General features: G+C 44.9%; 25 protein-coding genes and 1 tRNA gene. 16 read left to right on the forward strand and 10 right to left on the reverse strand.

Annotated features, from left to right (window positions below):
* Positions 1-124: 124 nt before the first annotated feature.
* Together QUA43_RS04865 and QUA43_RS04870 are read right to left on the reverse strand one after the other, a co-directional pair.
* On the reverse strand, positions 125-508 hold the full coding sequence (locus tag QUA43_RS04865; RefSeq protein WP_333305988.1) for a hypothetical protein: 384 nt from the start codon (positions 506-508) through the stop codon (positions 125-127).
* Positions 509-694: 186 nt separating this feature from the next.
* Positions 695-766: transfer RNA gene (locus QUA43_RS04870), tRNA-Val, on the reverse strand.
* Positions 767-838: 72 nt separating this feature from the next.
* Here QUA43_RS04870 and QUA43_RS04875 point away from each other — a divergent pair.
* From QUA43_RS04875 to QUA43_RS04885, 3 genes are all read left to right on the forward strand, one after another.
* Entirely contained in the window at positions 839-1,468 is a 630-nt protein-coding gene (locus QUA43_RS04875) for a metal-binding protein (protein WP_333371522.1), read from the forward strand.
* Between the two features lie 116 nt (positions 1,469-1,584).
* Positions 1,585-2,412 (forward strand): nucleoside triphosphate pyrophosphohydrolase, encoded by an 828-nt coding sequence (gene mazG, locus QUA43_RS04880; protein ID WP_333371523.1) that lies wholly within the window; start codon positions 1,585-1,587, stop codon positions 2,410-2,412.
* Between the two features lie 74 nt (positions 2,413-2,486).
* Positions 2,487-3,656, forward strand: coding sequence for an RNA-guided endonuclease TnpB family protein (locus QUA43_RS04885; RefSeq protein ID WP_333371524.1), 1,170 nt, complete (start codon positions 2,487-2,489; stop codon positions 3,654-3,656).
* A gap of 349 nt (positions 3,657-4,005) precedes the next feature.
* Here the strand turns inward: QUA43_RS04885 and QUA43_RS04890 are convergent, their stop codons facing one another.
* Positions 4,006-4,491 carry an allophycocyanin subunit alpha-B gene (locus QUA43_RS04890; protein WP_333030077.1) on the reverse strand — a complete coding sequence of 162 codons (486 nt, stop codon included), beginning with the start codon at positions 4,489-4,491 and terminating at the stop codon, positions 4,006-4,008.
* A gap of 671 nt (positions 4,492-5,162) precedes the next feature.
* Positions 5,163-5,297, reverse strand: a complete 135-nt coding sequence (locus tag QUA43_RS04895; protein WP_333119299.1) for a hypothetical protein — start codon at positions 5,295-5,297, stop codon at positions 5,163-5,165.
* Between the two features lie 105 nt (positions 5,298-5,402).
* Here QUA43_RS04895 and rlmD point away from each other — a divergent pair, with 105 nt between their 5' ends.
* The 3 genes from rlmD to QUA43_RS04910 all read left to right on the forward strand — a co-directional run bounded on the left by rlmD (position 5,403) and on the right by QUA43_RS04910 (position 7,707).
* Positions 5,403-6,815: a 23S rRNA (uracil(1939)-C(5))-methyltransferase RlmD gene (rlmD, locus tag QUA43_RS04900; protein ID WP_333371525.1), complete on the forward strand. Its 1,413-nt coding sequence runs from the start codon at positions 5,403-5,405 to the stop codon at positions 6,813-6,815.
* A 149-nt stretch (positions 6,816-6,964) separates the two neighbouring features.
* Complete coding sequence (locus tag QUA43_RS04905; protein WP_015178784.1) at positions 6,965-7,384, forward strand: element excision factor XisH family protein; 420 nt, start codon at positions 6,965-6,967, stop codon at positions 7,382-7,384.
* Entirely contained in the window at positions 7,372-7,707 is a 336-nt protein-coding gene (locus tag QUA43_RS04910; RefSeq protein ID WP_333371526.1) for a XisI protein, read from the forward strand. Before QUA43_RS04905 ends, QUA43_RS04910 begins: the two co-directional genes overlap by 13 nt.
* A gap of 20 nt (positions 7,708-7,727) precedes the next feature.
* On the opposite strand, the gene QUA43_RS04915 is transcribed toward QUA43_RS04910, so the two are convergent.
* The 4 genes from QUA43_RS04915 to QUA43_RS04930 form a co-directional block, all read right to left on the reverse strand.
* Positions 7,728-8,051 carry a type II toxin-antitoxin system ParD family antitoxin gene (locus tag QUA43_RS04915; RefSeq protein ID WP_333371528.1) on the reverse strand — a complete coding sequence of 108 codons (324 nt, stop codon included), beginning with the start codon at positions 8,049-8,051 and terminating at the stop codon, positions 7,728-7,730.
* Positions 8,033-8,329, reverse strand: a complete 297-nt coding sequence (locus tag QUA43_RS04920) for an XRE family transcriptional regulator (protein ID WP_333366032.1) — start codon at positions 8,327-8,329, stop codon at positions 8,033-8,035. The genes QUA43_RS04915 and QUA43_RS04920 overlap by 19 nt, the downstream gene beginning before the upstream one ends.
* Positions 8,326-8,676 carry a type II toxin-antitoxin system RelE/ParE family toxin gene (locus tag QUA43_RS04925; RefSeq protein ID WP_333195501.1) on the reverse strand — a complete coding sequence of 117 codons (351 nt, stop codon included), beginning with the start codon at positions 8,674-8,676 and terminating at the stop codon, positions 8,326-8,328. The genes QUA43_RS04920 and QUA43_RS04925 overlap by 4 nt, the downstream gene beginning before the upstream one ends.
* A 124-nt stretch (positions 8,677-8,800) precedes the next feature.
* Positions 8,801-9,301, reverse strand: a complete 501-nt coding sequence (locus QUA43_RS04930; protein ID WP_333371530.1) for a DNA-binding response regulator — start codon at positions 9,299-9,301, stop codon at positions 8,801-8,803.
* 227 nt (positions 9,302-9,528) lie between these two features.
* On the opposite strand from QUA43_RS04930, the gene QUA43_RS04935 reads away from it, so the two are divergent.
* The 5 genes from QUA43_RS04935 (at position 9,529) to QUA43_RS04955 (ending at position 13,563) form a co-directional block, all read left to right on the forward strand.
* Positions 9,529-9,741 (forward strand): hypothetical protein, encoded by a 213-nt coding sequence (locus tag QUA43_RS04935; RefSeq protein ID WP_190738034.1) that lies wholly within the window; start codon positions 9,529-9,531, stop codon positions 9,739-9,741.
* Between the two features lie 114 nt (positions 9,742-9,855).
* Positions 9,856-12,246 carry a dynamin family protein gene (locus tag QUA43_RS04940; RefSeq protein WP_333371532.1) on the forward strand — a complete coding sequence of 797 codons (2,391 nt, stop codon included), beginning with the start codon at positions 9,856-9,858 and terminating at the stop codon, positions 12,244-12,246.
* 136 nt (positions 12,247-12,382) lie between these two features.
* The gene (locus QUA43_RS04945; protein ID WP_333371534.1) at positions 12,383-12,721 is read left to right on the forward strand and encodes a hypothetical protein; all 339 of its coding nucleotides are present in this window, start codon (positions 12,383-12,385) and stop codon (positions 12,719-12,721) included.
* Positions 12,718-13,107, forward strand: coding sequence for a type II toxin-antitoxin system VapC family toxin (locus tag QUA43_RS04950; RefSeq protein WP_333371536.1), 390 nt, complete (start codon positions 12,718-12,720; stop codon positions 13,105-13,107). The genes QUA43_RS04945 and QUA43_RS04950 overlap by 4 nt, the downstream gene beginning before the upstream one ends.
* 69 nt (positions 13,108-13,176) lie before the next feature.
* Positions 13,177-13,563, forward strand: a complete 387-nt coding sequence (locus QUA43_RS04955) for a hypothetical protein (RefSeq protein ID WP_333371537.1) — start codon at positions 13,177-13,179, stop codon at positions 13,561-13,563.
* 292 nt (positions 13,564-13,855) lie between these two features.
* Here the strand turns inward: QUA43_RS04955 and QUA43_RS04960 are convergent, their stop codons facing one another.
* Entirely contained in the window at positions 13,856-14,176 is a 321-nt protein-coding gene (locus QUA43_RS04960) for a DUF433 domain-containing protein (protein WP_333371539.1), read from the reverse strand.
* Positions 14,177-14,494: 318 nt separating this feature from the next.
* Here QUA43_RS04960 and QUA43_RS04965 point away from each other — a divergent pair, with 318 nt between their 5' ends.
* From QUA43_RS04965 to QUA43_RS04985, 5 genes are all read left to right on the forward strand, one after another.
* Positions 14,495-15,610: an SPFH domain-containing protein gene (locus tag QUA43_RS04965; RefSeq protein ID WP_333371541.1), complete on the forward strand. Its 1,116-nt coding sequence runs from the start codon at positions 14,495-14,497 to the stop codon at positions 15,608-15,610.
* Positions 15,611-16,160: 550 nt separating this feature from the next.
* Positions 16,161-16,475, forward strand: a complete 315-nt coding sequence (locus QUA43_RS04970; protein WP_333286162.1) for a YkvA family protein — start codon at positions 16,161-16,163, stop codon at positions 16,473-16,475.
* Positions 16,476-16,621: 146 nt separating this feature from the next.
* Positions 16,622-17,662, forward strand: coding sequence for a UDP-3-O-(3-hydroxymyristoyl)glucosamine N-acyltransferase (gene lpxD / locus QUA43_RS04975; RefSeq protein ID WP_333371543.1), 1,041 nt, complete (start codon positions 16,622-16,624; stop codon positions 17,660-17,662).
* Between the two features lie 178 nt (positions 17,663-17,840).
* A complete protein-coding gene (locus QUA43_RS04980; protein ID WP_333371546.1) occupies positions 17,841-19,502 on the forward strand; it encodes a pentapeptide repeat-containing protein in 1,662 nt (553 codons plus the stop codon).
* 141 nt (positions 19,503-19,643) lie between these two features.
* Positions 19,644-20,522: a CPBP family glutamic-type intramembrane protease gene (locus QUA43_RS04985; protein ID WP_333371548.1), complete on the forward strand. Its 879-nt coding sequence runs from the start codon at positions 19,644-19,646 to the stop codon at positions 20,520-20,522.
* 47 nt (positions 20,523-20,569) lie between these two features.
* Here QUA43_RS04985 and cbiE read toward each other — a convergent pair whose 3' ends face one another.
* Entirely contained in the window at positions 20,570-21,874 is a 1,305-nt protein-coding gene (gene cbiE, locus QUA43_RS04990; RefSeq protein ID WP_333371550.1) for a precorrin-6y C5,15-methyltransferase (decarboxylating) subunit CbiE, read from the reverse strand.
* Positions 21,875-21,947: the final 73 nt, after the last annotated feature.

Below are 21,947 nucleotides of genomic sequence, written 5' to 3' on the forward strand. Positions count from 1 at the left end.
TGACTGTTAATTGTTGGCTGTTGACTGTTAACTAACTGATGACTGTTGACTGTTGACTGTTCGCTGTTGGCTGTTGGCTGGAAAGCTCACCACTGACAACTGTCAACTGACAACTGTCAACTGACTATTTGCCCAAATTGGCGAATATTTCTTGGATTAATTGGCTGGCTTTAGCATCAAGACGATTCCAATCTACATCGCCAGTCTCATCATCAATCAAGCTAGTATCAATTACAACTTCTTGGCTTTGGATTTGACTGTGGGCGGGCTGGTAGTTGACAAAGCAGACTCGATAGCAAAGTTCCCAAATATCGATACATCTTTGCTCGCCTTGAAGCTCTAAAATTAGTTGATAGCCAGGAATGGGAATCTGCACTTCTTGATAAGTACCCGTCCAAACTGACTCCTCTAATTGTTTGCGGATGTTATCGATCACTCGGATCATCGCTGGCTGCATGAGCAGTTCAGCTTGCTGCCAAGCGATCGGGCTAGTGATTTTAGGCTTCATATACAGGGTTCTAAAAAAGAAAATCAATAAATTAATTTTCTAGCATTGGGTGCCAACTTTTGAGACATCCGCCCCAGAATGTTAAATTGAGTCGTCACCAAATTCAACAGTCAACCCTCAACAGCAACAGCCGTTCTCGGCTTGACGGCTAAAAACGGCTGAAACTGTTGATATTGAGTTATCGGATGGGTAATGTAGGATTTGAACCTACGGCATCCTGCGTGTAAAGCAGGCGCTCTACCACTGAGCTAATCACCCAATTGCACTCACCGGGATTTATCATATCACAGTAACTCAGAAAGATCAAGTAAAAAAAATCCTAAACTTTAAATGCCCTCTGGCCGCACCCACGATCAAATAACCATGTGGAGTTTGCCCTTGGTGGCAGCCCTCACCTTTGGCCAGACTCAGAGCAGCAACCTGACTTTGCTCGTTTCCGGCAGTTTCTTATTCGGCGGGCTGATGTTTGGCCCCGACTTGGATATCTACTCCTGCCAGTATCAGCGCTGGGGATGGTTTAAACCGATTTGGCTCCCGTACCAAAAAAGCCTGCGCCACCGCTCTTTTTTGTCCCACGGCCCTCTGATCGGCACTGCTTTGCGAATCTTGTACCTCGCTATCTGGATCGCGGTTTTCGGGGTGTTGGGATTGGCAATTGCCGAAAAAGTCGGGAACTTAGGCGGGAATTGGCAGGATGTGGTTTTGAGTTACGGACGATCGATCTGGGAACACCACATCGAAATTTTAGCCGTTTACATCGGTTTAGAATTAGGCGCGATGAGCCACTATCTGAGCGATTGGGGCGGCTCGGCTTACAAAAGATTCAAAAAAAAAGGATTGAGCGGGTTGCGGCCTCCTGGCACAATTAAGAGGCGCAAACGCCAACCAACCCGTCGCACTTCCAGCAAATCCATAGCAGAAGGAAGAAGGAAGAAGGAAGAAGGAAGAAGGAAGAAGTAATAAAATCAGCAGAAGGAAGAAGGAAGAAGGAAGAAGGAAGATGTAATAAAATCAATGGTTGGAGCCATTAACAACGTTATAACCGTCTGGGCGGTTGATATAAAAGGTAAATTATTATGTCTAATTCTGAAAGTCGATCGCTCACAGCACTCAAAGAGCTTATAGAAGTTGTGGCTAAATTGCGATCGCCCGACGGCGGATGTCCCTGGGATTTAGCCCAAACTCCCCAAACTCTAGTTCCCCACATCATCGAAGAAGCTTATGAAACCGCCGACGCGATTCGCAAAGGAGATAAAGATGCGATCGTCGAAGAATTGGGCGACTTACTGTTACAGGTAATTCTGCAAGCTCAAATTGCCAGCGAATCGAATCAGTTTAGCTTCGCCGAAATCGCTGCGGGCATTATAGAAAAACTAATTCGGCGACATCCCCACGTCTTTGGCGATGTCGAACTCAACAGCGTGGATGAAGTCAACGAAAACTGGGAAAAAATCAAAGCAGCAGAAAAAGGCACAACTTCGGAAAAGCCACCAACTTTAGCCTCGAAAATGAGCCGTTATGCCAGCACTTTGCCCCCGATCGCCGCCGGGATGAAAATCTCTCAAAAAGCTGCGGAAGTGAGTTTTGATTGGGACAGTGTAGACGGCGTTTGGGATAAATTTCACGAAGAAATGGCAGAATTTGAACACGCTCTCAAACACGAGGATAAGGCAGCGCAGCAGTCAGAATTGGGAGATATTATGTTTGTGTTGATTCAATTAGCTCGCTGGTACGATTTAGATCCGTCGGCTGCTTTGCAGGGAACAAACGATCGCTTCGTGCAGCGGTTTGCGAAGGTAGAGGCTGCGTGCGATCGACCTTTGTCAGATTATGCCCCAGAAGAGTTAGAATCTCTGTGGCAGCAAGCTAAAGCTTTAATTGCTAAACAAAAGGGCGATCGGTAATCAATCACCGCAGATAAACAACAATATACGACATAAAACCAACTAGATCACAAAAGACGTGCTAGAGTGTGAAGATGGAAAAAGCCTACCGCTACCGATTCTACCCCACCGCCGAGCAAGAAAACCTCTTGCGACGGACAATGGGCTGTACTCGGCTAGTGTACAACAAGGCTTTGGCTTACCGCACAAAATCTTGGTACGAACGCCAGGAAAGAGTTGGCTACGGCGAAACTTCCTCTATGCTGACGAACTGGAAGAAAGAGCAAGAACTTGATTTCTTGAATGATGTTAGCTGCGTACCTCTTCAGCAAGGACTCCGCCATCTTCAGGCAGCGTTCACCAATTTCTTTGCAGGACGAGCCAAGTATCCTAATTTCAAGAAGAAGCATAACGGTGGTAGCGCTGAATTTACCAAGTCTGCCTTCCGTTGGAAAAACGGACAGGTATTCTTGGCTAAATGTAACGATCCGTTACCTATTCGTTGGAGCAAACAAATTCCCGCAGGTTGTACTCCGTCAACTATTACGGTGAAGTTAACACCTGCTGGACTCTGGTTCGTGTCAATCCTCGTGGACGACTACACAATCAAGCCACTTCCAAAGTCAGATAAAGCTATTGGATTGGATGTTGGGATTACCAGCCTGATTGCTACCAGCGACGGCGATAAAATCACCAATCCCAAACCTTTCAAACAACTACGGAAGAAGTTAAAAAGAAAGCAAAAAGCTTTGGCTCGCAAGCAAAAAGGAAGCAACAACCGAGAAAAAGCACGGAAACGAGTAGCAAAAATCCACGCGCAGATAACTGATGTGCGTAAAGATTTCTTGCACAAGCTAACGACTCGACTCGTTCGTGAAAACCAAACGATTGTAGTTGAGGATTTAGCTATCAAGAATATGGTGAAAAACCATAAATTAGCTCTTGCTATCAGCGATGCTAGTTGGGGTGAATTAATTCGCCAACTAAGCTACAAGTGTGAGTGGTACAGGCGGGATTTAATAAAAATAGACCGCTGGTTTCCTAGTTCTAAGCGCTGTGGAAACTGCGGTCACATTGTTGAGAAGTTGTCGCTGAACATTCGCGAATGGGAGTGTTCTACGTGTGGGACTAATCATGACCGCGATATCAATGCGGCAAAAAATATTTTGGCGGCTGGGCTAGCCGTTTCAGTCTGTGGAGCGACCGTAAGACCTGAAGAGAGCAAGTCTCGGAAGGCTGGTGCTATGAAGCAGAAACCCAATTAGCAATGATTGGGAATCCCCGTACCTTCAGGTCGGGGTGGATGTCAAATCCAAACCTGCCCCACTCTTGCAGAACTCTCGCAGCTCAAAACATCCATTCACTACGACAGCCGGAAATTCAAAAAACAATCTCTCAAAAAAACACTTGACTTTTTAAATCAATTGTGCATTGAAAGACAAGACGAACTCAACATCTGGGAAAGCTTAAACAGCATTGCTTCCTAGCAGGCATTAGGCAGATTTCCTTGCCAAAAACAGAAGCGAAACATTTGCGAGCAATTGCGAGATCAAATCACCCCAAAAATCACCCGCCAATGCTCCGCCACATTCATGAAAGCAATCACCAAAGCAATTAAGACATTGCCTGAGCGATATAATCAAAATAAGGAGCTGCTTCCTTAGCATCATCCTGATTGAGCAAAGCCAAAGAAGCTTCTTTCAAACAGCGGATAGCTTCGACCATGCCAGGAACAGGAACGCCCAGAGAATTATACATTTCCCGAACGCCAATCAAACCGATGCTTTCGATCGGCTCTTTGTCACCCGCCAAGATACCGTAGGTAATCAGGCGCAAGTACCAGCCGTAGTCGCGCAGACACAAAGCCCGTTCGCGCTGGCCGTAAGCATTGCCCCCAGGGGAGATAAAATCAGGTCGTTTTTTCCAGAGTTTTTTACTAGCTTCTTCAACAATTTTCCTCTCACTGTCAGACAGCGCAGTAGCAATACGCACCCGCTGTTCTCCGGTTTTAAAGAAATCATTGATACTTTGGAGTTCGCCGGTACTGGGATAACGAAGTTCGTCGTCGGCTTGGAGAATAAATTGGCTAACTACGCTCATAAAAAAAACTCGGTAAGTGGGAAACTCAGTTTCTTCAGGGCTGAGATGGAAACGACGCGGGCGGTTTCAACCGCCGTTAATCTTTCCATTAAACGGGGATTGCTTGATGGGAGTGTAATGAATGTAATGCAGTTTCACTCTTGACCATACTACCTCAAATTTCGCAACCCGCGATCGCATAACGGTTTTGCTCTTTCGAGCCTCCCTTTCGGGGTGATGTTAGCTTCGACAAAGTTAACGGCCGGTACTATATTTAGGACACTGACTTAACCCAATAAATCTGTTTAATCCTAAATTTCTAGAGCAAGGAACTAGCTTCGTATTCCTTGGTAGGTCTTAAACTCTTACCGTTAACGTAGTACACAAGGTACTTAGTCTGGTCAACTGTGGTTTAAGTCTTAGGCTAGAAGCCCAGTGTCTTTAGACCTGGGTCGTTGACTGTTATTCAAATTTGAGGATAACATTAATAAACATTCCCATCTGTTGGCGACGGGATTCTTGGTTCGCAGACTCGCCTTGCTCCTAACATTTATCAATCCTAGAAGTAGAGGGTAAATCTCCCCAAGCGTTATGCTTGATGTTCAAGCAAGTTTCCTTGTGTTCCAGGGAACTGCGGGAAAATCTCAAAAACTGCGAGTGAGAGTTTGGATGTCGGCAGACACTTTGACTGTTTAACGAGTTTTTGCTACATCGCCCCAACAGCCGATCGCACCGACGGGATCGAGGCAACTCGCGGCAAGCTCGACTCCCCGGTTGAAGCTTGGCTTTAGCAGCAAGACGTTCAGCAGCAGGAAGACAGCCTGCAATTGAGCTTGAGTGCGATGGCTTACGCCCCGCTTCTTCGCTACGACTTATCTCAGGAAAGAGAGAGCGATATTGCATTACCATATTAAATCCTACCACGACTACTTGTGACCAAATCTAAATTCCCCACCCCAAACTCGACGAAATTGGCAAACCCTTGCCAGCAAGGTCAACTGATTGAGATAGAGATTACCGACTTGACAGACACCGGCGACGGAGTTGGTCGTTTTGGTGAGTTAGTAGTGTTTGTGCCCGATACCGTGACGGGCGATCGAGTCCTTGTGCGCCTCGTGCAAGTCAAATCCACCTATGCTACAGGCAAGCTGGACACACTTCTGGAAGCCTCCCAACACCGCATTCGAGCTAACTGCATTGTGGCCGACAAGTGCGGTGGCTGTCAGTGGCAGCACGTAGACTATCAATATCAGCTTGCAGCCAAGCAAAATCAAATCATTCAAGCCTTAGAAAGGATTGGCGGATTTAGCAATCTGCAAGTTGATGAAATTTTAACTGGAAAAATCGAGGGATTTCCTCAATTTTTGGGATACCGCAACAAAGCGACTTATCCCGTGGCAATATCTGCAACAGGTCAAGTCCAAGCAGGTTACTATCAAAAAAGCACGCACAAATTAGTCAATCTCAATCAGTGTCCGGTGCAAGACCCGCGCCTCAATCCTTTGTTAAAAGAGGTCAAAGAAGACATCCACTGGCGGGATTGGCCAGTCTACGACGAAAAGAAACATACAGGAGAATTGCGTCACTTGTCCTTGCGAATCGGACGGCGCACTGGCGAGATGCTTCTAACTTTAATAGTTCGCACTGGAGAGTTGCCGGGAATCGAAGAGCAAGCATCAGAGTGGCTGAAACAATACCCTCAACTGGCAGGGGTTTGTTTGAATATAAATCCCGCTCAAACCAATGTAATTTTTGGTACAGAAACTCGCTGCATTGCCGGCCGATCTTATCTGCGAGAAAGCTTTGCTGGGATGAATTTTCAGCTAAGAGCCGATACTTTTTTCCAGGTCAATACAGAGGCGGCTGAAGGTTTGTTAGAGGTGATTGTAGGGGAATTGAATTTGCAGGGAAACGAGGTTTTGGTTGACGCTTACTGCGGAATTGGAACTTTTACTTTACCCCTGGCAAAACAAGTAAAAATAGCGATAGGTTTAGAAGTGCAATCGGCGGCGATCGAACAAGCCAAATTAAATGCTGAGTTAAATGACGTGAGAAATGTCGATTTTCAGGCGGGAACTGTAGAGAGTTTGCTGCCTTCATTGGGATTGACACCGGATATTGTGCTGCTAGATCCGCCGAGGAAAGGGTGCGATCGCGCGGTTTTGGAAGCTATCAAAGAAATCAAACCAAATCGCATTGTTTATGTTAGCTGCAAGCCTGCTACTTTGGCTCGCGACCTGAAGATTTTGTGCGAAAATGGGGATTATAAGTTAGCGCGAGTGCAGCCGGCGGATTTCTTTCCTCAGACTTCTCATGTTGAGTGTGCGGCTTTTTTGGTCAGGTGAATGAAAGGGCGATCGGTTTTTGGGAATGAAAGGGCGATCGCGCTTATTTGATTCTTGGCATTTTGGTTGAGTGTTATAATACTATTAGTGCTAAGTTCTTAAGTGCGTGGGTTTGGATAGAATGGAAACTAGGTCTTTGAGTAAAGTCTATGTCGGCTAGGGATGTTTTCCATGAGTCTGTGAAATCCGCTCTCCTGAAGGATAATTGGGTAATTACCCACGATCCGCTGAAGCTAAAGTTTAGCGAAGACGATCGGCTCAGGATTGACTTGGGGGCGGAACAGCTTTTAGCCGCAGAGCGAGGTGTGCAGAAGATTGCGGTGGAGGTTAAAAGCTTTCTGAGTGAATCAGCTATGTTTGATTTCCACCTAGCCCTCGGTCAATTTTTGAATTATCGACTAGCACTCAGAAATTTGGAGCCAGATCGATCGCTCTATTTGGCAGTTCCCATCGCTGCCTATAATTCATTTTTCTCTCGTGCTTTGCCCCAAGCGGCGATAGCTGAGTACGATCTAAAGTTGTTAGTATACGACCCTACTAATGAGGTGATTGTGGAATGGATAGATTAACTAAATATCGGCAGATTGTTCGCAATTTCCTGATGGAATATAGCAAAAGTAAACCTATCAATGACGACATTGAAATCCAGGTAGTATTTGACACCGAACATGACCATTATCAGATATTAGATTTAGGTTGGGACGGTCACAATCGGATTTATAGTTGCCCGATTCACTTAGACATCAGAGATGGGAAAGTCTGGATTCAACGCAATCAAACCGATGAACTGATTGCTGAGGAGTTAGTGCTGATGGGTGTGGCGCGGGAGGATATTGTTTTGGGGCTTCAGCCTCCCTATGCAAGGCAGTTTACGAGCTATGGTGTTGCTTAGGCTGTTTAGGAAATTCTGTTTTACTGTCGATCGCGCGATCGCAAATTAGCTCGAATTTGTGCCATTGCGGTTGCACCGTCTACGACTTCACCGCGTTGGGATGCTTGGTGGCCAATCAGTGCGTCTTGTTGGAGTTCTGGCAGTCGTCCTTGATAAATATCTTGCTGTTGTTCGAGTAGTTTAATCGCTGCAAGGATAACGTCGATCGCGCTGTTGTATTTGCCGCTGGTGAGTTGGCGCTGTATGAGGGCTTCGGCTTCAGGTGGCAAAACAATTTGCATGGTGTTTGAGATGAGGGGTGTTGATTCTATTGTAGGCGATCGCCCTAAGCTACCTTGGGGCAAATTTCGATTTTGACAGTCATCCCTACTTGGTTGAGCATTACAATCAGAGTATCAACGGAGAACTGCCCAATTTTACCTTGAGTCAAAGCTTTGATTTCGTCGCTTGACTGTTTGAGATGTTGAGCCGTTTGGTCGATTGTCCAACCGTGATGTTTAATCTGATTTTGCAGGGCTAGCATTAGTTGCGATCGGATTAGTAAGTTATCAGCTTCTTGGGCTGAAAATCCGAGGTCGAGAAAGATATTATCAGCCGCTTGGGTAATGGTATTTTCGCTCATTGTTCAGACTCTCTTAAATTCAAACGATTTTGTAAAAGTTGTTGGTAGCGTTTCTGTCCAACTTCGAGATTTTTCTGGGCTGTCTTCTGGGTTTTCTTTTGGAACGCATGGAGAACGTAAATAGCTTCTTCAAATCTAGCAATATAGAATACCCGATAGGCATCTTCTGTCCGAATCCGAATTTCTTCAACGCCTTTGCCTACTATCGACATGGGTTTAAAGTCTGATGGTGGTATGCCTTGCTGGATCGTCCAAAGTGCAAAACCAGCATCTTTTCGGGCTTCTTCAGGAAGAGATTGGATTTCTTCGCGGGCAGCACCAACCCACCGAATCGGTTTGATTGTCATCGGGTTTGTTGAGAATCAAATACTGTAATAACTGTAACATAGGGGATGAAGATTAGGTATTTGTGGTTTGGGTTAGGGCCGATCGCACTTTAGTTAGATTAGTTAGTATAGAGGCATCGCCCATCTAATCTTTTTGCTCCAAGTCTTCTGTTTTCGGAGTTTCTGAAGTTGAGGGGATTGAAACCCGGATGTTAATATCAATTGTTCCTGTATTAGAATCAAAACCTATATTAACTATTTTTACTAATGCTTCTGTAGGTACAGAATTATTTATTTTAAATTCAGGAGAAGACTGAGTTTTATATCCGGCTTCCTGTAGCCGATCGCAAATATTGCGCCAATTTCCTACAGGTTCGTTAGGTACATCAGCGATTTTTTTAACATATTGGTATAAAGTTTTACATAAATAAACCTCTGCACTTTTGGAAGTCTGAAACAGTTGGCGGGCGATTTCGGCGGGGCTGCAACCGGAAAGCAATCCTCGGAGGTAAAGTTTTTCTGTTTCTGTTAGTCCCCTGCGCGATCGAGGAGAAATTTGCCGTTTAGCTTCTGCAAAAGCTTGGTACAGCCTTTCTAAGTCCCAGTGTTTCGCGGCTTCGGCAAATAAATCTTCCTTTGAGGCCATTTTCGGGTGTGGTGAGATGTGGCTAACGATAGCATAACCGAAATTGCTAGCGTTTGTTAGTTGTATGCTAACAATAGGTAGTTTAGTATTAAATTACCCACTCCTTGTCTAAGTGCAAATACTTAGAAAAGCGGGAAAGTGCGATCGCGATCTTTCAAATTTTGCCTGTTTAATTAACTTTCGTTAGTCAAACAGTTAGTTTTTGTTCCTTACACTGAGGTATTTCAATGGCTAAAGGTGATGAAATAGCGAAAGCGGCAGGTTCCGCTGCTGCGGGTGGTGCTGTGGGTGCTGGTGTGGTAGCTGCTACAGGTTTGACGGCAGTTGGTGCCGTTGGCGGAGGTGCTGGTATTGGTGCTGCAGCTGGGCCCGTTGGTGTAGCCGTAGGTGCGTTGGCTGGTTTGGCATTTTACGGGATCAGCAAGGCTTTTTCTGATTAAAGCTTGAATCGCGCCAGGGACTTAAGTCCCTGGCTAATAACTAAAGTCGGTTGAAACCGACTGAAATGAGCGGGCAATTATCTTTGTGTCATTTTTTTTCACCATTATTAATTTATGTCTTCTCAAGAATTCCAAGCAGCCTACAACAGCATCAAGGACACAGGTTATCGCCTCTTACAATATCTTACAGAATTTCGAGAGGGGCTCGGCATTCAGGGAGATGAAAGTCAAGGGCTACAAAGCATTGAAGATGAAATTAAAAAAGCTTTAAAGGCTTTGCAAGATCAGAAGTATCAAGTAGCTGTCATTGCAGCAATGAAAGCTGGCAAAAGCACCTTCTTAAATTCTATCATCGGTGCTGATGTGCTGGCGAGTGAAACGGCAGCCTGTACTATCTGCCGTACAGATGTCCGACACATTAAACCGGGCGAAATTCCTAAACTTTTAGAGTATCGAGAAGGACAAAGAAAACCAGTCATTCTTGTTGAGGGTGACGCTGGCGAAATTCAGCAAAAATTCCTGCAGCGTACCCGTGAAATCAGAGAACAAGGCAATCCTGATAACACTACACGCTTTGAGATAGAGCATCCGATTGAAGCAATTAGCCAATTATCTTCTCTCACAGGCTTTACCTTAGTTGATACTCCCGGCCCTAATGAGTGGGAGTCTGCAAACTTCAACATAAATGCACTGAAGCAGACAGCACTAGAAGCACTACGAACCTGCAATGCCATTCTGTTTATTTTAAACTACGCTTCCTACAAAGATAATGCAGTTGCTGATTTGTTTAAGGATGTTGTTGAAAATCGTAAGGATTTTATAGCCGAAAACACGGGAAAAATTTACTTTATTTTGAATAAAGTTGACCAAAAAACAGAGAGAGACAAAGAAATTGCTGATGTCATTAAAGATTTAGAGCGAGAGTTAGTTGGTTTTGGCTTTTGCAATCCAGTTATTTACCCTGCTAGTTCTCGACAAGGACTTCTAGCGAAACTGATTCAGCAAGGAAAAGCAACTGAAAGCGAAATAAAAGATTTTAAAAAATTCTTTAGTGCTAGGTATGCCACGGAAGATGAGGAAGGAAACCAGATTATTCCTGCACCCAAAAAAATAGCACTGCAAGCACTAGCAGATAGCGGTATCCTAACCATTCAAGAAACCGTCATTCAAAGGATTATGCAAAATTCTGGATGGAATTTATTGAGTGAGGTGGTGGCAGAAATTGATAAAGCTGCTAAGGCTATTGAGGATACTCTCAATACAGAGATCCGGGGTTGGGAAATGGGGATTGAAGCCCTCAAGGAAAAAGTAGAAGACTACAGGAGACGCTCAGAGAATGCGAGGTACAAAGTTAAATCTGTAGAAAAAGCTGTCGAGCAACAAAAACAAATACTAATTTCAGGATTTAGTCAAGGCATTAACACATTTCGTGATGAAGCTAAAGCTCAGATAACCAGTGAGATAGATAAGATTGCAGGATCACGTTCCGCTAACTCTCCAAACCCAAAAAAAAGTGAATTTCTTTCCCAACAACTGCAAAAAGTTGAAAAAATGGGCTTCGTCGGACAAATAGTGGGAGAATTTGGAGAAGCACTATTAGGGTTGATCCCTGTTTTTGGTCAGGGATTAGGCAAAGCATTCAAATTGAGCACATCTCTATGGGATAAACTGAGTGAAACTGTTCCTGACACTTTCAATGGTTCTGTCTCTGAACAAGATGATAAGCCTGAAAAGTTCGATCCATACATTATCCGTTGTAAGACTCAGACTGAAGCTCAAAAAATCCTAAAAACTATTAATGATGTTTGTGCGCCAAGTATTGAAAGTTGGTGGATAGATACTCAAGATCAGTTAGTTCGAGAGGGTACTAGCATCCGAGAGCAGTTAGCCGAGAAGATTCAAGAAGATATTCAAAAAATATCTGATGAGTTGTCTAATTATTTGGGTGATACTTTACAGGTGAGACTGAATATTAACCCGATTCAGTTTCCGAATTTTGATTTTCCCGGAATTGATGCAGGGATTCAACGTCAAGTAGAGGTATTTACCCGGACTGAAAAGATAACTGAGGTTAAAAAGAAAAGCAGGACAAAAAAATCAAATAGTTTATGTAAGGGCGATAAAACTTACACGGTAGACGTTCCTATTGAAAAAACAATAGAAGTTCAAGATCAGCGTACTATTTATCAAGTTGATTTGCGCCAAACTGTAGAACAAATCAAACAAAAAATTGATGACAATGTATCGGGAAGCCAGCTTCTTCTAGAGCAGGTGATTGAGCAACAAGTTTCTACTGATTTTAAAAGTGCTGAACGGCAAATTAATGATTATATCAACAGGTTTCAGAATGACTTCGATCGCGTGTTGAAGGAACGGGAAACGAAAGAAGCAGAAGCGCCGGAAATTCTAGCTCGTCTTGAGGATCAAAAAGCCAAGCTTATTGAGTACCTCAGTCAATTAAGTTCGATTCGGGAATCTCTCAATAGTTGGCAGCCCGTTAAGTAAAGTTAGAGAAAGTACGATCGCCCTTTCCTTCCCAAAGTGCGATCGCCCTATAATTTCAGCATGGCAACCACTGTCAAATTCAACAGAGCGATCGGTATAATGAAAAAATCAACATCAAATACAGTCAATTAATGCCATGATTGCTAATTTTCCCATCAAGCTGCCTCACTTACCCAACAGCTTGCCCAGCGAAGGTTCTGTCCGCATTGAGTTAGTCAACGGACTCTTAATATTTAGCGCTTCTATTCAAACCCAGGAACGAATTCAAACTTTAACAGCTCAACAACAAGCATCAAATCTAACTTCCGAAGAACAAACAGAATTGGATGGATATCGAGAATTCATTAGCTATCTAAATTTGGTAAATGAAACCATGAAAAATACTTTTCTATATCCTTTGCGAGGCACTGTCATTGGCTATGATGAGCCGTTTGAACCTGCGGTTTCCTTGGAAGATTGGGAAGTGCTACAATGATTGTACTAGATACTGATATATGGGTTTGGTGGGTTGACGATAACACACGACTGACTCAGAAACATCGGGACTGGATACAACAATATCAATCTCAAGGTTTAGGAATCAGCATCATTTCTTGTTGGGAGGTTGCTAAATTAGTAGAAATGGGAAGACTTACTTTGTCCGTTACAGTTGATGAGTGGTTAAAACAAGCTTTGGCTTATCCCGGAGTGCAGCTACTCGAACTCACCATTCCCATCATTGTCGAGTCAACTAAACTCACGGGTTTTCACCGCGATCCAGCAGATCAAATCATTGTGGCAACTGCGAGGATTTGCGGGTGTCCCTTACTAACTGCTGATGCAAAAATTCTGGCCTATCCTGATGTACAGACTCTTCAGTGACCGGTAAAAAATGCCTTCGCCCCGGCCGCAAAGCCTGGTTGCGCTGCTACTTTCAGTGAGGGAAAATACATGAAAATTCGAGAATCTCAAGGTAAGAGTGTCTGGAACCATTCTGAGGGTTGGTGCTGCGAGCCTCTTGACCCCATACCGCCCGGTCATATTGCCCTAGCCGTTGAAGCGACGGATATGGCACTTGTAGACTGGGATATCGAAGAAATTGGCGAAAAAGCAGGTTTTGATATTCAGTACAAATACACGGGAGTCAATGACCCGAAAGATTCATCTTTAGCTTGCGTAAGTCAGTTTGTGGGTATCTATGAAGACTTCTCAAAGCTCGATCGCGATTTGGAAATTTTGATTGCAGCCGGCATCCCGCGTCATTTATTTAAAATACTGACTGACAACGATGACATCGATTTGAAGCCTGTAACGCAATACCTCAAAGCAGTTTCCTAATGTTTTGGGTGTAGCAATTGTTGCTTTTTCAAAGTGCGATCGCCCTTATTTTCCGAAAGTGCGATCGCCTTATAATCATGTCAAATATATTCAATCCTTCCGATCATTTCTTCAGGCGCATACACTTCATAAATTAAAAGCAAACTGCTGTTCGCGAATAAATGCCAGGTGTGACTCATCGCTTTTAGTACGCAACCCCGCATCAACTGTTGTCGTCACATCTATCCCGTAACGACGCAAACCGCCCATAATGTTAGAGTCAATATGTTCGTCTCAATGAAAACGAATTTGCTCACTCACCTCTAATTGCCCTCAATTTTTCTTGTAACCGAGATGGTGGACTATTACGCTTTAATTTTTCCACAATAGCTCGACTTTCAGCCGTGCGACGATCGATTTCTTCTCTACGATCGTAATAATAGGTCATTGCTGCATGAACTGAGGCCAGTGGCAAATCATACTTGCCGGCAATTTCTTCAATAGAAATTCCCATTTTGAGATACATTTCGGCGATGTGTGCTACAGCAATTCGATGGCCAGCAATGCGTGGCTTACCACCAAGTACCCCAGGCGTAATTTCGATATGTTCTGTGATGACTGATTCCTTAGACATTATAGTTAAAGGCTATTAATTGGTAATTTTTAAGCTCTTTAATATTAGCACAAATAGTCACAGTTACAGGAAATAGTAGGGTGCGTTAGACATTAATTATTTCGATTTCAACAAGTTTTTCGGATCAGACGCACCCTACGAACAGTATTTCGATCGCCCTCACTACCAACTAGATAAAAACTAGATCCAGTCCGACCTGAATCGGGGGGAGTTCAGAAGTATAGAATAGAGGTTGCGGAACCGGCACACCGCCCGATCGCTCGTCCCCAGCAATTTGTTACCCTAAAAATAGAATCTCCCCTCCCTCAACTCCCTCCCATGAACAACGCTTCTCCCCTGATTCAAACGATAACTCCAGAACGCTGGGCCGGGTTTAGTATGGACTTTATAGGGGCGGGTTACACGGGTTTGTTGGTCAAAAACGGCCGCGCCGTGCGTACCCTGAAATCCGGGCGGCATTTCAGCTTCGCCCTTCCCCTGCTGGAACAGTGTCAAATTGTCATCGTAGACACCAAACTCCGCAATTTGGAGGTACAGTCGCACGGAGATTTTTTATCTAAGGATCGATTTTTAATTGATGCCACCCTGACTGTTATTTATCAAGTTATAGATCCGAAACGAGTAGCTTTGGAATTGTCCGATCCTCTCGCTGTTTTAGCAAGTGCAGTTAAGGATTGTATGGGATTAGCGATCGGGCAAATACCCCTACAACAGCTTATCAGTCAAGGACGGCTGTTGCTGCGCCAAAATTTGCTCGATCGCGTCCAAGATTTTTATACTCTAGGTTTTAACTTAGAAGACGTGCGAATTGGCGATGTCAGCTTTCCCGAAACCAACGGAGTTATTCGCCAAGTTGAGGGAATGAGTGCCCGACAGGAAGCAGAAAATGCCGCCGCCCTGCAAATGAGAATTGCCGAAGCAGGCCGTCCGATTGTTCCTCAATCTCCCGTACAGCAGTTAAACTTAATTTCAGGTAATTCTCCTGCGAGTCTTCCAGCTTCAGACACAACAGCAGGGTTCGATCGCGATTTACAACAACTAACACAACAACTTGCTCAAAACAGCCTCCCTCCCGGGAGAAATCCTCCCCAACTTGCACCAACCGTACTCGCAAGCAGCGATCGCAAAACAACCGCATATTTAATCTACAAACTTTCTGGAGAAGCGATCGCCCTAACAGCCAATCCTTTTACAATTGGACGCGAACCAACCAACACTTTAGTATTACAAGACCCGCAAAGTTCGCGCTACCACGCTCAAATCCGCCGCGCCACCGACGAAATTGGCAAACAGCGGTATCAGCTTGTCGATAGCGGCAGTTCCAACGGCACTTTTGTAGGGGGGCAGAGGCTGGCTGCTAACGAGCCTTTTTGGCTGCCAAATGGTTGCGAAATTGCGATCGGCGACCAAAAATGGATCTTTCAAGATTCGTGAGTGAGAGAAATGAAGATTTTTTTAAACAGCAGATAAAGACAGAGGAATCCCATCGGCGTTCATCTGTGTTTATCTGCTGACATCTGCGGTTAAAAAATCCCAATTTAAGTAACTTGCTTTAATCACGATATACAAGTAATAGATGCCGAATCTACCGTCAACAATAGAACTCTTGCAAAAATCCAAAGCACCCCACCCCAACCCTCCCCTTATTAAGGGGAGGGAGCAAGATTATTCTTGTTTCTCCCCTTAATAAGGGGGGACTAAGGGGGGTAAATTTGACTTTTGCAAGAGGTCTAATATGAATGTTTTTTTAAACTGCAAATCAACGCAGATAAACACAGATTAATTCCATCGCCTTTCATCAGTCAGGTTTCTGTAGGGGCGTTGTCAAGAGTCCCCGCCCTTCCGACACAGCTTGACAAATCCCTCCGGCCCAATTCCCTATACTCCCAGGTAGAAGTCTCTTGCCAACCCTAGGGGGGATATCTCCACAAGCATTTCGAGCGATAATTTGTCAAGATTGAAAATATAAGTAGAGGACAACCCCATGAACTTTTCTATACAATCTGTTTACAACTGGTACCGCGACACCCTCCGCAACCCCAAATACCGCTGGTGGATTATTCTGGGAACCCTGGCATATCTGGTAAGCCCGATCGACATAGCCCCAGACTTTCTCCCCGTCATCGGACAAATTGACGATGTGGCAATTGCTGTGTTGCTGATTTCCGAAGTGTCCCAAATGGCGATCGACTACTTTAAATCTCGCCAAACAGAGACAGCTTCAGCATCCGAAGCCACCGGCAGCCCTTCTGAAGCCAAAGGCAGCACAGTTGACGTAGATGCAGTTTCTGTACAATAATTGCCAAAAATAATCGATCGCTACAGCCCCGACTTCTTCCAGAAATCGGGGTTCTTGTTTTTTAAATGGCAACTGCTCAGATCGTGCTCCAAAGCTGGTAATTTTAACTATGATCCATCTGTGTTAACAAAAAATTTTTTTTATAGATGAAGTTTAGCGAAATAGTAGAAAAACTTAACTTAGCCACCAGTCGCACCCTCACAGCGTCGGTTGCTACCGATCCGGAAATTACAGGCGTGGCCCCTGTTGATGAAGCTGCATCGGGCACAATCAGTTACATAGAAGGTGCTAAATTTGCCGCTTATACAGCCACTACAAATGCTTCGGCTTTAATTTTACCCTCAGATGAAAGCCTCCAAGCTCAATGTGACGATCGCAACATTGCTTGGATTGCCGCAGCAGATCCGCGATTGCTGTTTGCTGAAACGATCGCCATTTTCTATCAACCGTTTCGCCCAGCATCCGAAATTCATCCCTCAGCCGTCGTTCACCCCTCAGCAGAAATTGGTGAAAATGTCTATATCGGCCCCCACGTCGTTATTCAAGCAAAAGTCAAAATTGGCAGCAACGTTTGCATTCACCCAAATGTCGTAATTTACCCAGATGCGGAAATAGGCGAAGGCACTGTTTTACACGCTAATTGTGTCATTCACGAACGTACTCGCATCGGGGCAAATTGCGTGATTCACAGCGGTGCGGCTATTGGTTCCGAAGGTTTTGGGTTCGTGCCGACAGCCACAGGATGGGTGAAAATGGAGCAGTCTGGGTGCACTGTATTGGAAGAGGGCGTTGAGGTTGGCTGCAATAGCACGATCGACAGGCCCGCTGTCGGAGAAACCCGCATCGGCCAAAATACAAAAATCGACAATTTAGTACACGTAGGTCATGGCTGTCAAGTAGGAAAAAATTGCGCGTTTGCCGCTCACGTTGGCATGGCAGGCGGGGTAAAAATTGGCAACAATGTAATTTTGGCAGGTCAAGTGGGAATTGCTAATCAAGCCAAAATCGGAGATGGGGCGATCGCCACTGCTAAAGCCGGAATTCACAGCGACGTGCCCGCAGGGGCGATCGTGACGGGCGTTCCAGCAATTCCCCACAAACTATTTCTTAAAGCCGCAGCCGTCTACAACCGCTTGCCCGAAATGTACCAATCTTTGAGGCAAATTCAGCGCAAGCTCGATCGGTAGTCAATTGGCAGGTGGCAGTAGTCAGTTGTCCTCAGAAACCTCGGAGAAACCCCGTGCGTTTACGCCGCCGATCAAGCTGTGATGAATGCTCGCTAATTGTCCCTCAGTTGTAGAACTCCCTACAACTAAAGAAAAAGCTGAGCTATGATATGTACTGGAACTATGGGTCTAGCTCTAGATGGAAAAACAGGAATTTATCGACCTCCTTAAGCAAGGTGTAGATAGCTGGAACTTTTGGCGAGAAAAAAATCTTGATGTAGAGGTAGATATCACCCAGCTTATCTTCAATACAGACTTGAGCGGAATTAACTTTAGTGGGGTTAACCTGAGTGGCTCTGACTTGAGCCAGCTAGATATCAGCAGGGCTAACTTCAATGGTGCTAACCTCAGCGGAGCTAACCTTAGCGAAGCTCAACTCATTGATACTGACTTCGGCGAAGCTGATCTCAGCAAGGCTAACCTTAGCGAAGCTTACCTTACCGATGCTAATCTCTGTGGTGCTAACCTCGTGGGAGCTAACCTTACAAAGGCTCATCTAGGTAATGCTAACTTCCGTGATGCCGATCTCAGTGGGGCTAACCTCAGTGAAGCTTACCTTCTTGGGACTGACCTTGGTGAAGCTAACCTCGGTAAGGCTAACCTCAAATCTGCTGAGGTTATCGAGGCTAATCTTAGTGGGGCTAATCTTAGTGGAGCTTACCTTAATGGAGCTAACCTCAGCGGAACTGACTTCAGCAGGGCTAACCTCCGTAAGGCAGATCTGGGGTACAATGGGTATGATTTTGAGGGAATTAATACTAATGTGATTAAGAGTAATCTCAGTGGGGCCGATCTACATGGAGCTAACCTTACTGGAGCTAATCTTAGCGGGACTGAATTCTATGGAGCTAATCTGATCAGGGCTAATCTTTCAAAAACTCAAGCAGCAAATGCTCAATTCGCTTTTGCCAAGTTTACTGGAGCCTGTATAGAAGGTTGGCAATATAATATTGCTACGAATTTCAATGGAGTAATTTGTGAGTTTGTTTATTCGGATTCTAACAGGCGAGAACCCTATCCCGTAGGAAGAAGATTTACTCCCGGAGAATTTACCAAAGTTTTTCAAAAAACTTTTGAAACAATTGATATAGTTATTTGCAATGCCATTGATCTAGAAGCTTTTGTTTACTCATTTAAAGCCATACAAGCTGAATACGAAGACGCTAGAATAGATATCCAGAGTACAGAAGAGAAAGGGGAGGATATTCATGTAGTTAAGGTGAGTATGTCTCCTGATGTAGATCGGGAGGAAATTCATGGTGAATTTATGAAAGTTCATGAATTGATTCGCGAAGCTATACAAGAAAAATATAGAACCGAGATTTCTGTTAAAGAAACTCAAATCTTACAGTATCAGCAGGAAACTCAAACTTTAAGAGAAAATATTAATAATCTACATAACATACTTCAAAAGCAAACAGAGGTACAAAAACTCATGGCAGAAACTCCTAAATACGATCTTCGTGGTTCACAGTTCGGTGGTGGCTTCGCTGGAGATAGAGGAACACAGATAGGTGGAATTCTAAATGACTACTCATCTAAGCAAAGTCTGGATGAAGCAGCAGCAGAAATTCAACAGCTTTTGAAGCAACTAGAAGAAACTAATCCTACTAAAACAGAGACAGAAAAAATGATAATTGCCGCAAAGGCTGCTGATGAAATAAAGAATAATCCCACCTTGAAAGCACGAGTGATTGGCGCCCTCAAATCAGGAGGTACTGAAGCATTTAAAGAGGCGGTAGATAACCCGCTAGTTAATGTTTTGGTAGCAATTATTGAGGGATGGATGCAAGCAGATTAGAAGCTTGTCCCATCACAGTCCTCCACCATAAAAAGCTCGCGGGTTTCCGATCGTTAAAGGAGTAATATCTCGTCAGATAAAAGCTAGGACTCAATTAGTCATTGCAATAGAGTTGAGGCGTCCAGGACTATAGCTATTAAAATGTGGAATCACCTAAACAACCTGCGACTGCTGTCGCCGTCAATACCAGCAATTGTCAAAATAATCTTGTTTTTCTCAACTTGGATTGTCGTGTGGCTTCCCGCAGCGATCGTGCTGGCGATCGCCCTCAAATGGCATCCACCTCAACCCCTGGGAAACAAAAAACTACCTTTACTAGCTTCCCTCTACGTGATTGTCCCCTTCATTTTATGGGCGACAAGTTGGATCGAAAATACATCTTTTATTAACTGGGGTTGGGATTGGCAACCCGCAGTTTTTATGTCATTACTGTGGGGATTAGGATTAGGAATAATCAGCTTAGTAATTTTATTCGGTCTGCAATTAACCGCAGGCTGGCTTGAGCTAAAAAGCGGGGAAATTTCCACCGAAACAGGCGAAAAAAAAATTAACTTTTGGACTTTAATTTTTAACCCTGCTAGTCTGCTGACTCTGTTATTAGGACTGTGGATTAGCGCCACAGAAGAGTTAATCTTTCGCGGCTGCTTGCAAACAATACTCCAGCAAGATTACTCAATGCTAATCGCAGCAGCGATCGCCAGTTTCATTTTTGCGATCGCCCATCTAATTTGGGCCGCCAAAGAAACTCTACCGCAACTACCCGGATTGTGGCTGATGGGGATGGTTTTAACATTAGCCCGCATCGCCGACAATGGCAGTTTAGGATTGGCGATCGGCATTCACGCAGCTTGGATTTGGGGTATAACTACCGTAGATACAGAAGGCGCAATTAAACCTACTTCTACCGTACCAGAATGGATTACAGGAATTGCCACCAAACCGCTAGCAGGTGCAGCCGGCATTTTATTGCTACTAGCAACCGCAACCTTACTCTTCCTAACTCTTCCTAACTCAAATTAACGTTAATCAGCCCTAATCAGCTTAAATCAGCGGTAAAAATTCAGACATTAATTCAAGTGTCGATCGATCGTCACAATCGAAACTGGCCGCAACGCATCAAAACGAGTTGAATTCCCCCCAGCCACAGAACGCGATAACTGCACTTGCACGATTTGGTAACTCCAGTGCGGTTCCCGGCGCACCCGATCGCCCATCCAGCTCAAAACAGTAGCAATATCCTCAAAAGCATCCAAAGCCAGCACGATCGACCCTCCAGGAAGCAGCCGCAGCGCGCAAACACCCAAAATTTTAGTCAACCCTCCGCCACTACCGCCAATAAAAATCCGGTGCGGAGGACGCAAGCGGTGCAAGATTTCCGGGGCGGTTCCGTAAATCGAAAACACATTTTGCAACCCAAAACGGCCATAGTTAAACTCGATCGCAGAAGTACCAGAAACCGTTTGTTCGATCGCGTAAACCTCAGATTGCGGGAATAAACGAGCAATTTCGATCGACACAGAACCATTACCAGCACCCACATCCCAGACAACTTGTCCCGGTTGCAAAGCCAATTGTGCCAGCACCAACACCCGCACTTCCCGTTCCACCGTCAAACCCGGCTTATCGCCACAACCGATAAAAGCTGCATCCGGTATTCCCAACAAAGGCAACTTTTCCAAATCCAAAGGTTCTGCCCTCGGCGGGGGTTCCCGCAGCATCACAACCACGCTCAGCGGTGCAAAAGACTCTCTCAGCAAAGCTTCCAGAGACTTGTGGCTTACCCGTTCCTCGGCCGCCCCCAAATTTTCGCAAACCCAAAACTCGTAGCGTGTCGGCAAATCTAGAGCTTTCACCAAACTTGCCAGGGCAGCCGGAGTGTGAGCTTCGTCCGCCAGCACCGCAATCTTCTCCACACCGAGCTTCAGCTTCGCCGTCAGCTCCTCAAAATAGCGTCCTTGAGATCCTACACAATGAGCATCTTGCCAAGGGATTCTCAAGCGATTAAAAGCCAACTGCACAGAACTGACATGGGGGTGAAAAGTCAATTTTTCTGGCGGCAATTGGGCAATTAACAACTTTCCCCAGCCGTAGAACAGCGGGTCGCCGGCCACTAAAATTACGATCGGTCGATCGCGGTGTTCCACCGTCCCCGCAGAGGGTTCTAATTCGGGTTCAGTCGCCCACCAGCGCCGAATTTCCAGAATTGCTTCGGTCAAATCTTCCAACGCCCAGCGCTCTCCCTCGTGCTGGGGAAAATAGCTCAAATGTCGATCGCTCCCTATTAGCAGAGCGGCCATTTCTACAACCTGCCGCGCCGATTCGCTCAGCCCAGCAGCTCCATCTAAACCTATACCAACAACGTGTACTGTCACTTTTTAAGCAAAAAGTAAAAAACCAGAATTACTGATTTTTCCTGGTTTTTCATCAGAAAAATGGGTTTGAAAC

Origin of the sequence: Microcoleus sp. N9_B4 (assembly GCF_036701635.1) — a bacterium.
Taxonomy (GTDB): Bacteria; Cyanobacteriota; Cyanobacteriia; order Cyanobacteriales; family Microcoleaceae; genus Microcoleus.

What these genes read in the sequence shown, in the direction of transcription:
- QUA43_RS04865 (WP_333305988.1), bottom strand. Translation starts at nt 508, where the DNA reads ATGAAGCCTAAAATCACTAGCCCGATCGCTTGGCAGCAAGCTGAACTG.
- QUA43_RS04875 (WP_333371522.1), top strand. Translation starts at nt 839, where the DNA reads ATGCCCTCTGGCCGCACCCACGATCAAATAACCATGTGGAGTTTGCCC.
- mazG (WP_333371523.1), top strand. Translation starts at nt 1,585, where the DNA reads ATGTCTAATTCTGAAAGTCGATCGCTCACAGCACTCAAAGAGCTTATA.
- QUA43_RS04885 (WP_333371524.1), top strand. Translation starts at nt 2,487, where the DNA reads ATGGAAAAAGCCTACCGCTACCGATTCTACCCCACCGCCGAGCAAGAA.
- QUA43_RS04890 (WP_333030077.1), bottom strand. Translation starts at nt 4,491, where the DNA reads ATGAGCGTAGTTAGCCAATTTATTCTCCAAGCCGACGACGAACTTCGT.
- QUA43_RS04905 (WP_015178784.1), top strand. Translation starts at nt 6,965, where the DNA reads ATGTCGGCTAGGGATGTTTTCCATGAGTCTGTGAAATCCGCTCTCCTG.
- QUA43_RS04910 (WP_333371526.1), top strand. Translation starts at nt 7,372, where the DNA reads ATGGATAGATTAACTAAATATCGGCAGATTGTTCGCAATTTCCTGATG.
- QUA43_RS04920 (WP_333366032.1), bottom strand. Translation starts at nt 8,329, where the DNA reads ATGAGCGAAAATACCATTACCCAAGCGGCTGATAATATCTTTCTCGAC.
- QUA43_RS04925 (WP_333195501.1), bottom strand. Translation starts at nt 8,676, where the DNA reads ATGACAATCAAACCGATTCGGTGGGTTGGTGCTGCCCGCGAAGAAATC.
- QUA43_RS04930 (WP_333371530.1), bottom strand. Translation starts at nt 9,301, where the DNA reads ATGGCCTCAAAGGAAGATTTATTTGCCGAAGCCGCGAAACACTGGGAC.
- QUA43_RS04935 (WP_190738034.1), top strand. Translation starts at nt 9,529, where the DNA reads ATGGCTAAAGGTGATGAAATAGCGAAAGCGGCAGGTTCCGCTGCTGCG.
- QUA43_RS04940 (WP_333371532.1), top strand. Translation starts at nt 9,856, where the DNA reads ATGTCTTCTCAAGAATTCCAAGCAGCCTACAACAGCATCAAGGACACA.
- QUA43_RS04945 (WP_333371534.1), top strand. Translation starts at nt 12,383, where the DNA reads ATGATTGCTAATTTTCCCATCAAGCTGCCTCACTTACCCAACAGCTTG.
- QUA43_RS04950 (WP_333371536.1), top strand. Translation starts at nt 12,718, where the DNA reads ATGATTGTACTAGATACTGATATATGGGTTTGGTGGGTTGACGATAAC.
- QUA43_RS04955 (WP_333371537.1), top strand. Translation starts at nt 13,177, where the DNA reads ATGAAAATTCGAGAATCTCAAGGTAAGAGTGTCTGGAACCATTCTGAG.
- QUA43_RS04960 (WP_333371539.1), bottom strand. Translation starts at nt 14,176, where the DNA reads ATGTCTAAGGAATCAGTCATCACAGAACATATCGAAATTACGCCTGGG.
- QUA43_RS04965 (WP_333371541.1), top strand. Translation starts at nt 14,495, where the DNA reads ATGAACAACGCTTCTCCCCTGATTCAAACGATAACTCCAGAACGCTGG.
- QUA43_RS04970 (WP_333286162.1), top strand. Translation starts at nt 16,161, where the DNA reads ATGAACTTTTCTATACAATCTGTTTACAACTGGTACCGCGACACCCTC.
- lpxD (WP_333371543.1), top strand. Translation starts at nt 16,622, where the DNA reads ATGAAGTTTAGCGAAATAGTAGAAAAACTTAACTTAGCCACCAGTCGC.
- QUA43_RS04980 (WP_333371546.1), top strand. Translation starts at nt 17,841, where the DNA reads ATGGAAAAACAGGAATTTATCGACCTCCTTAAGCAAGGTGTAGATAGC.
- QUA43_RS04985 (WP_333371548.1), top strand. Translation starts at nt 19,644, where the DNA reads ATGTGGAATCACCTAAACAACCTGCGACTGCTGTCGCCGTCAATACCA.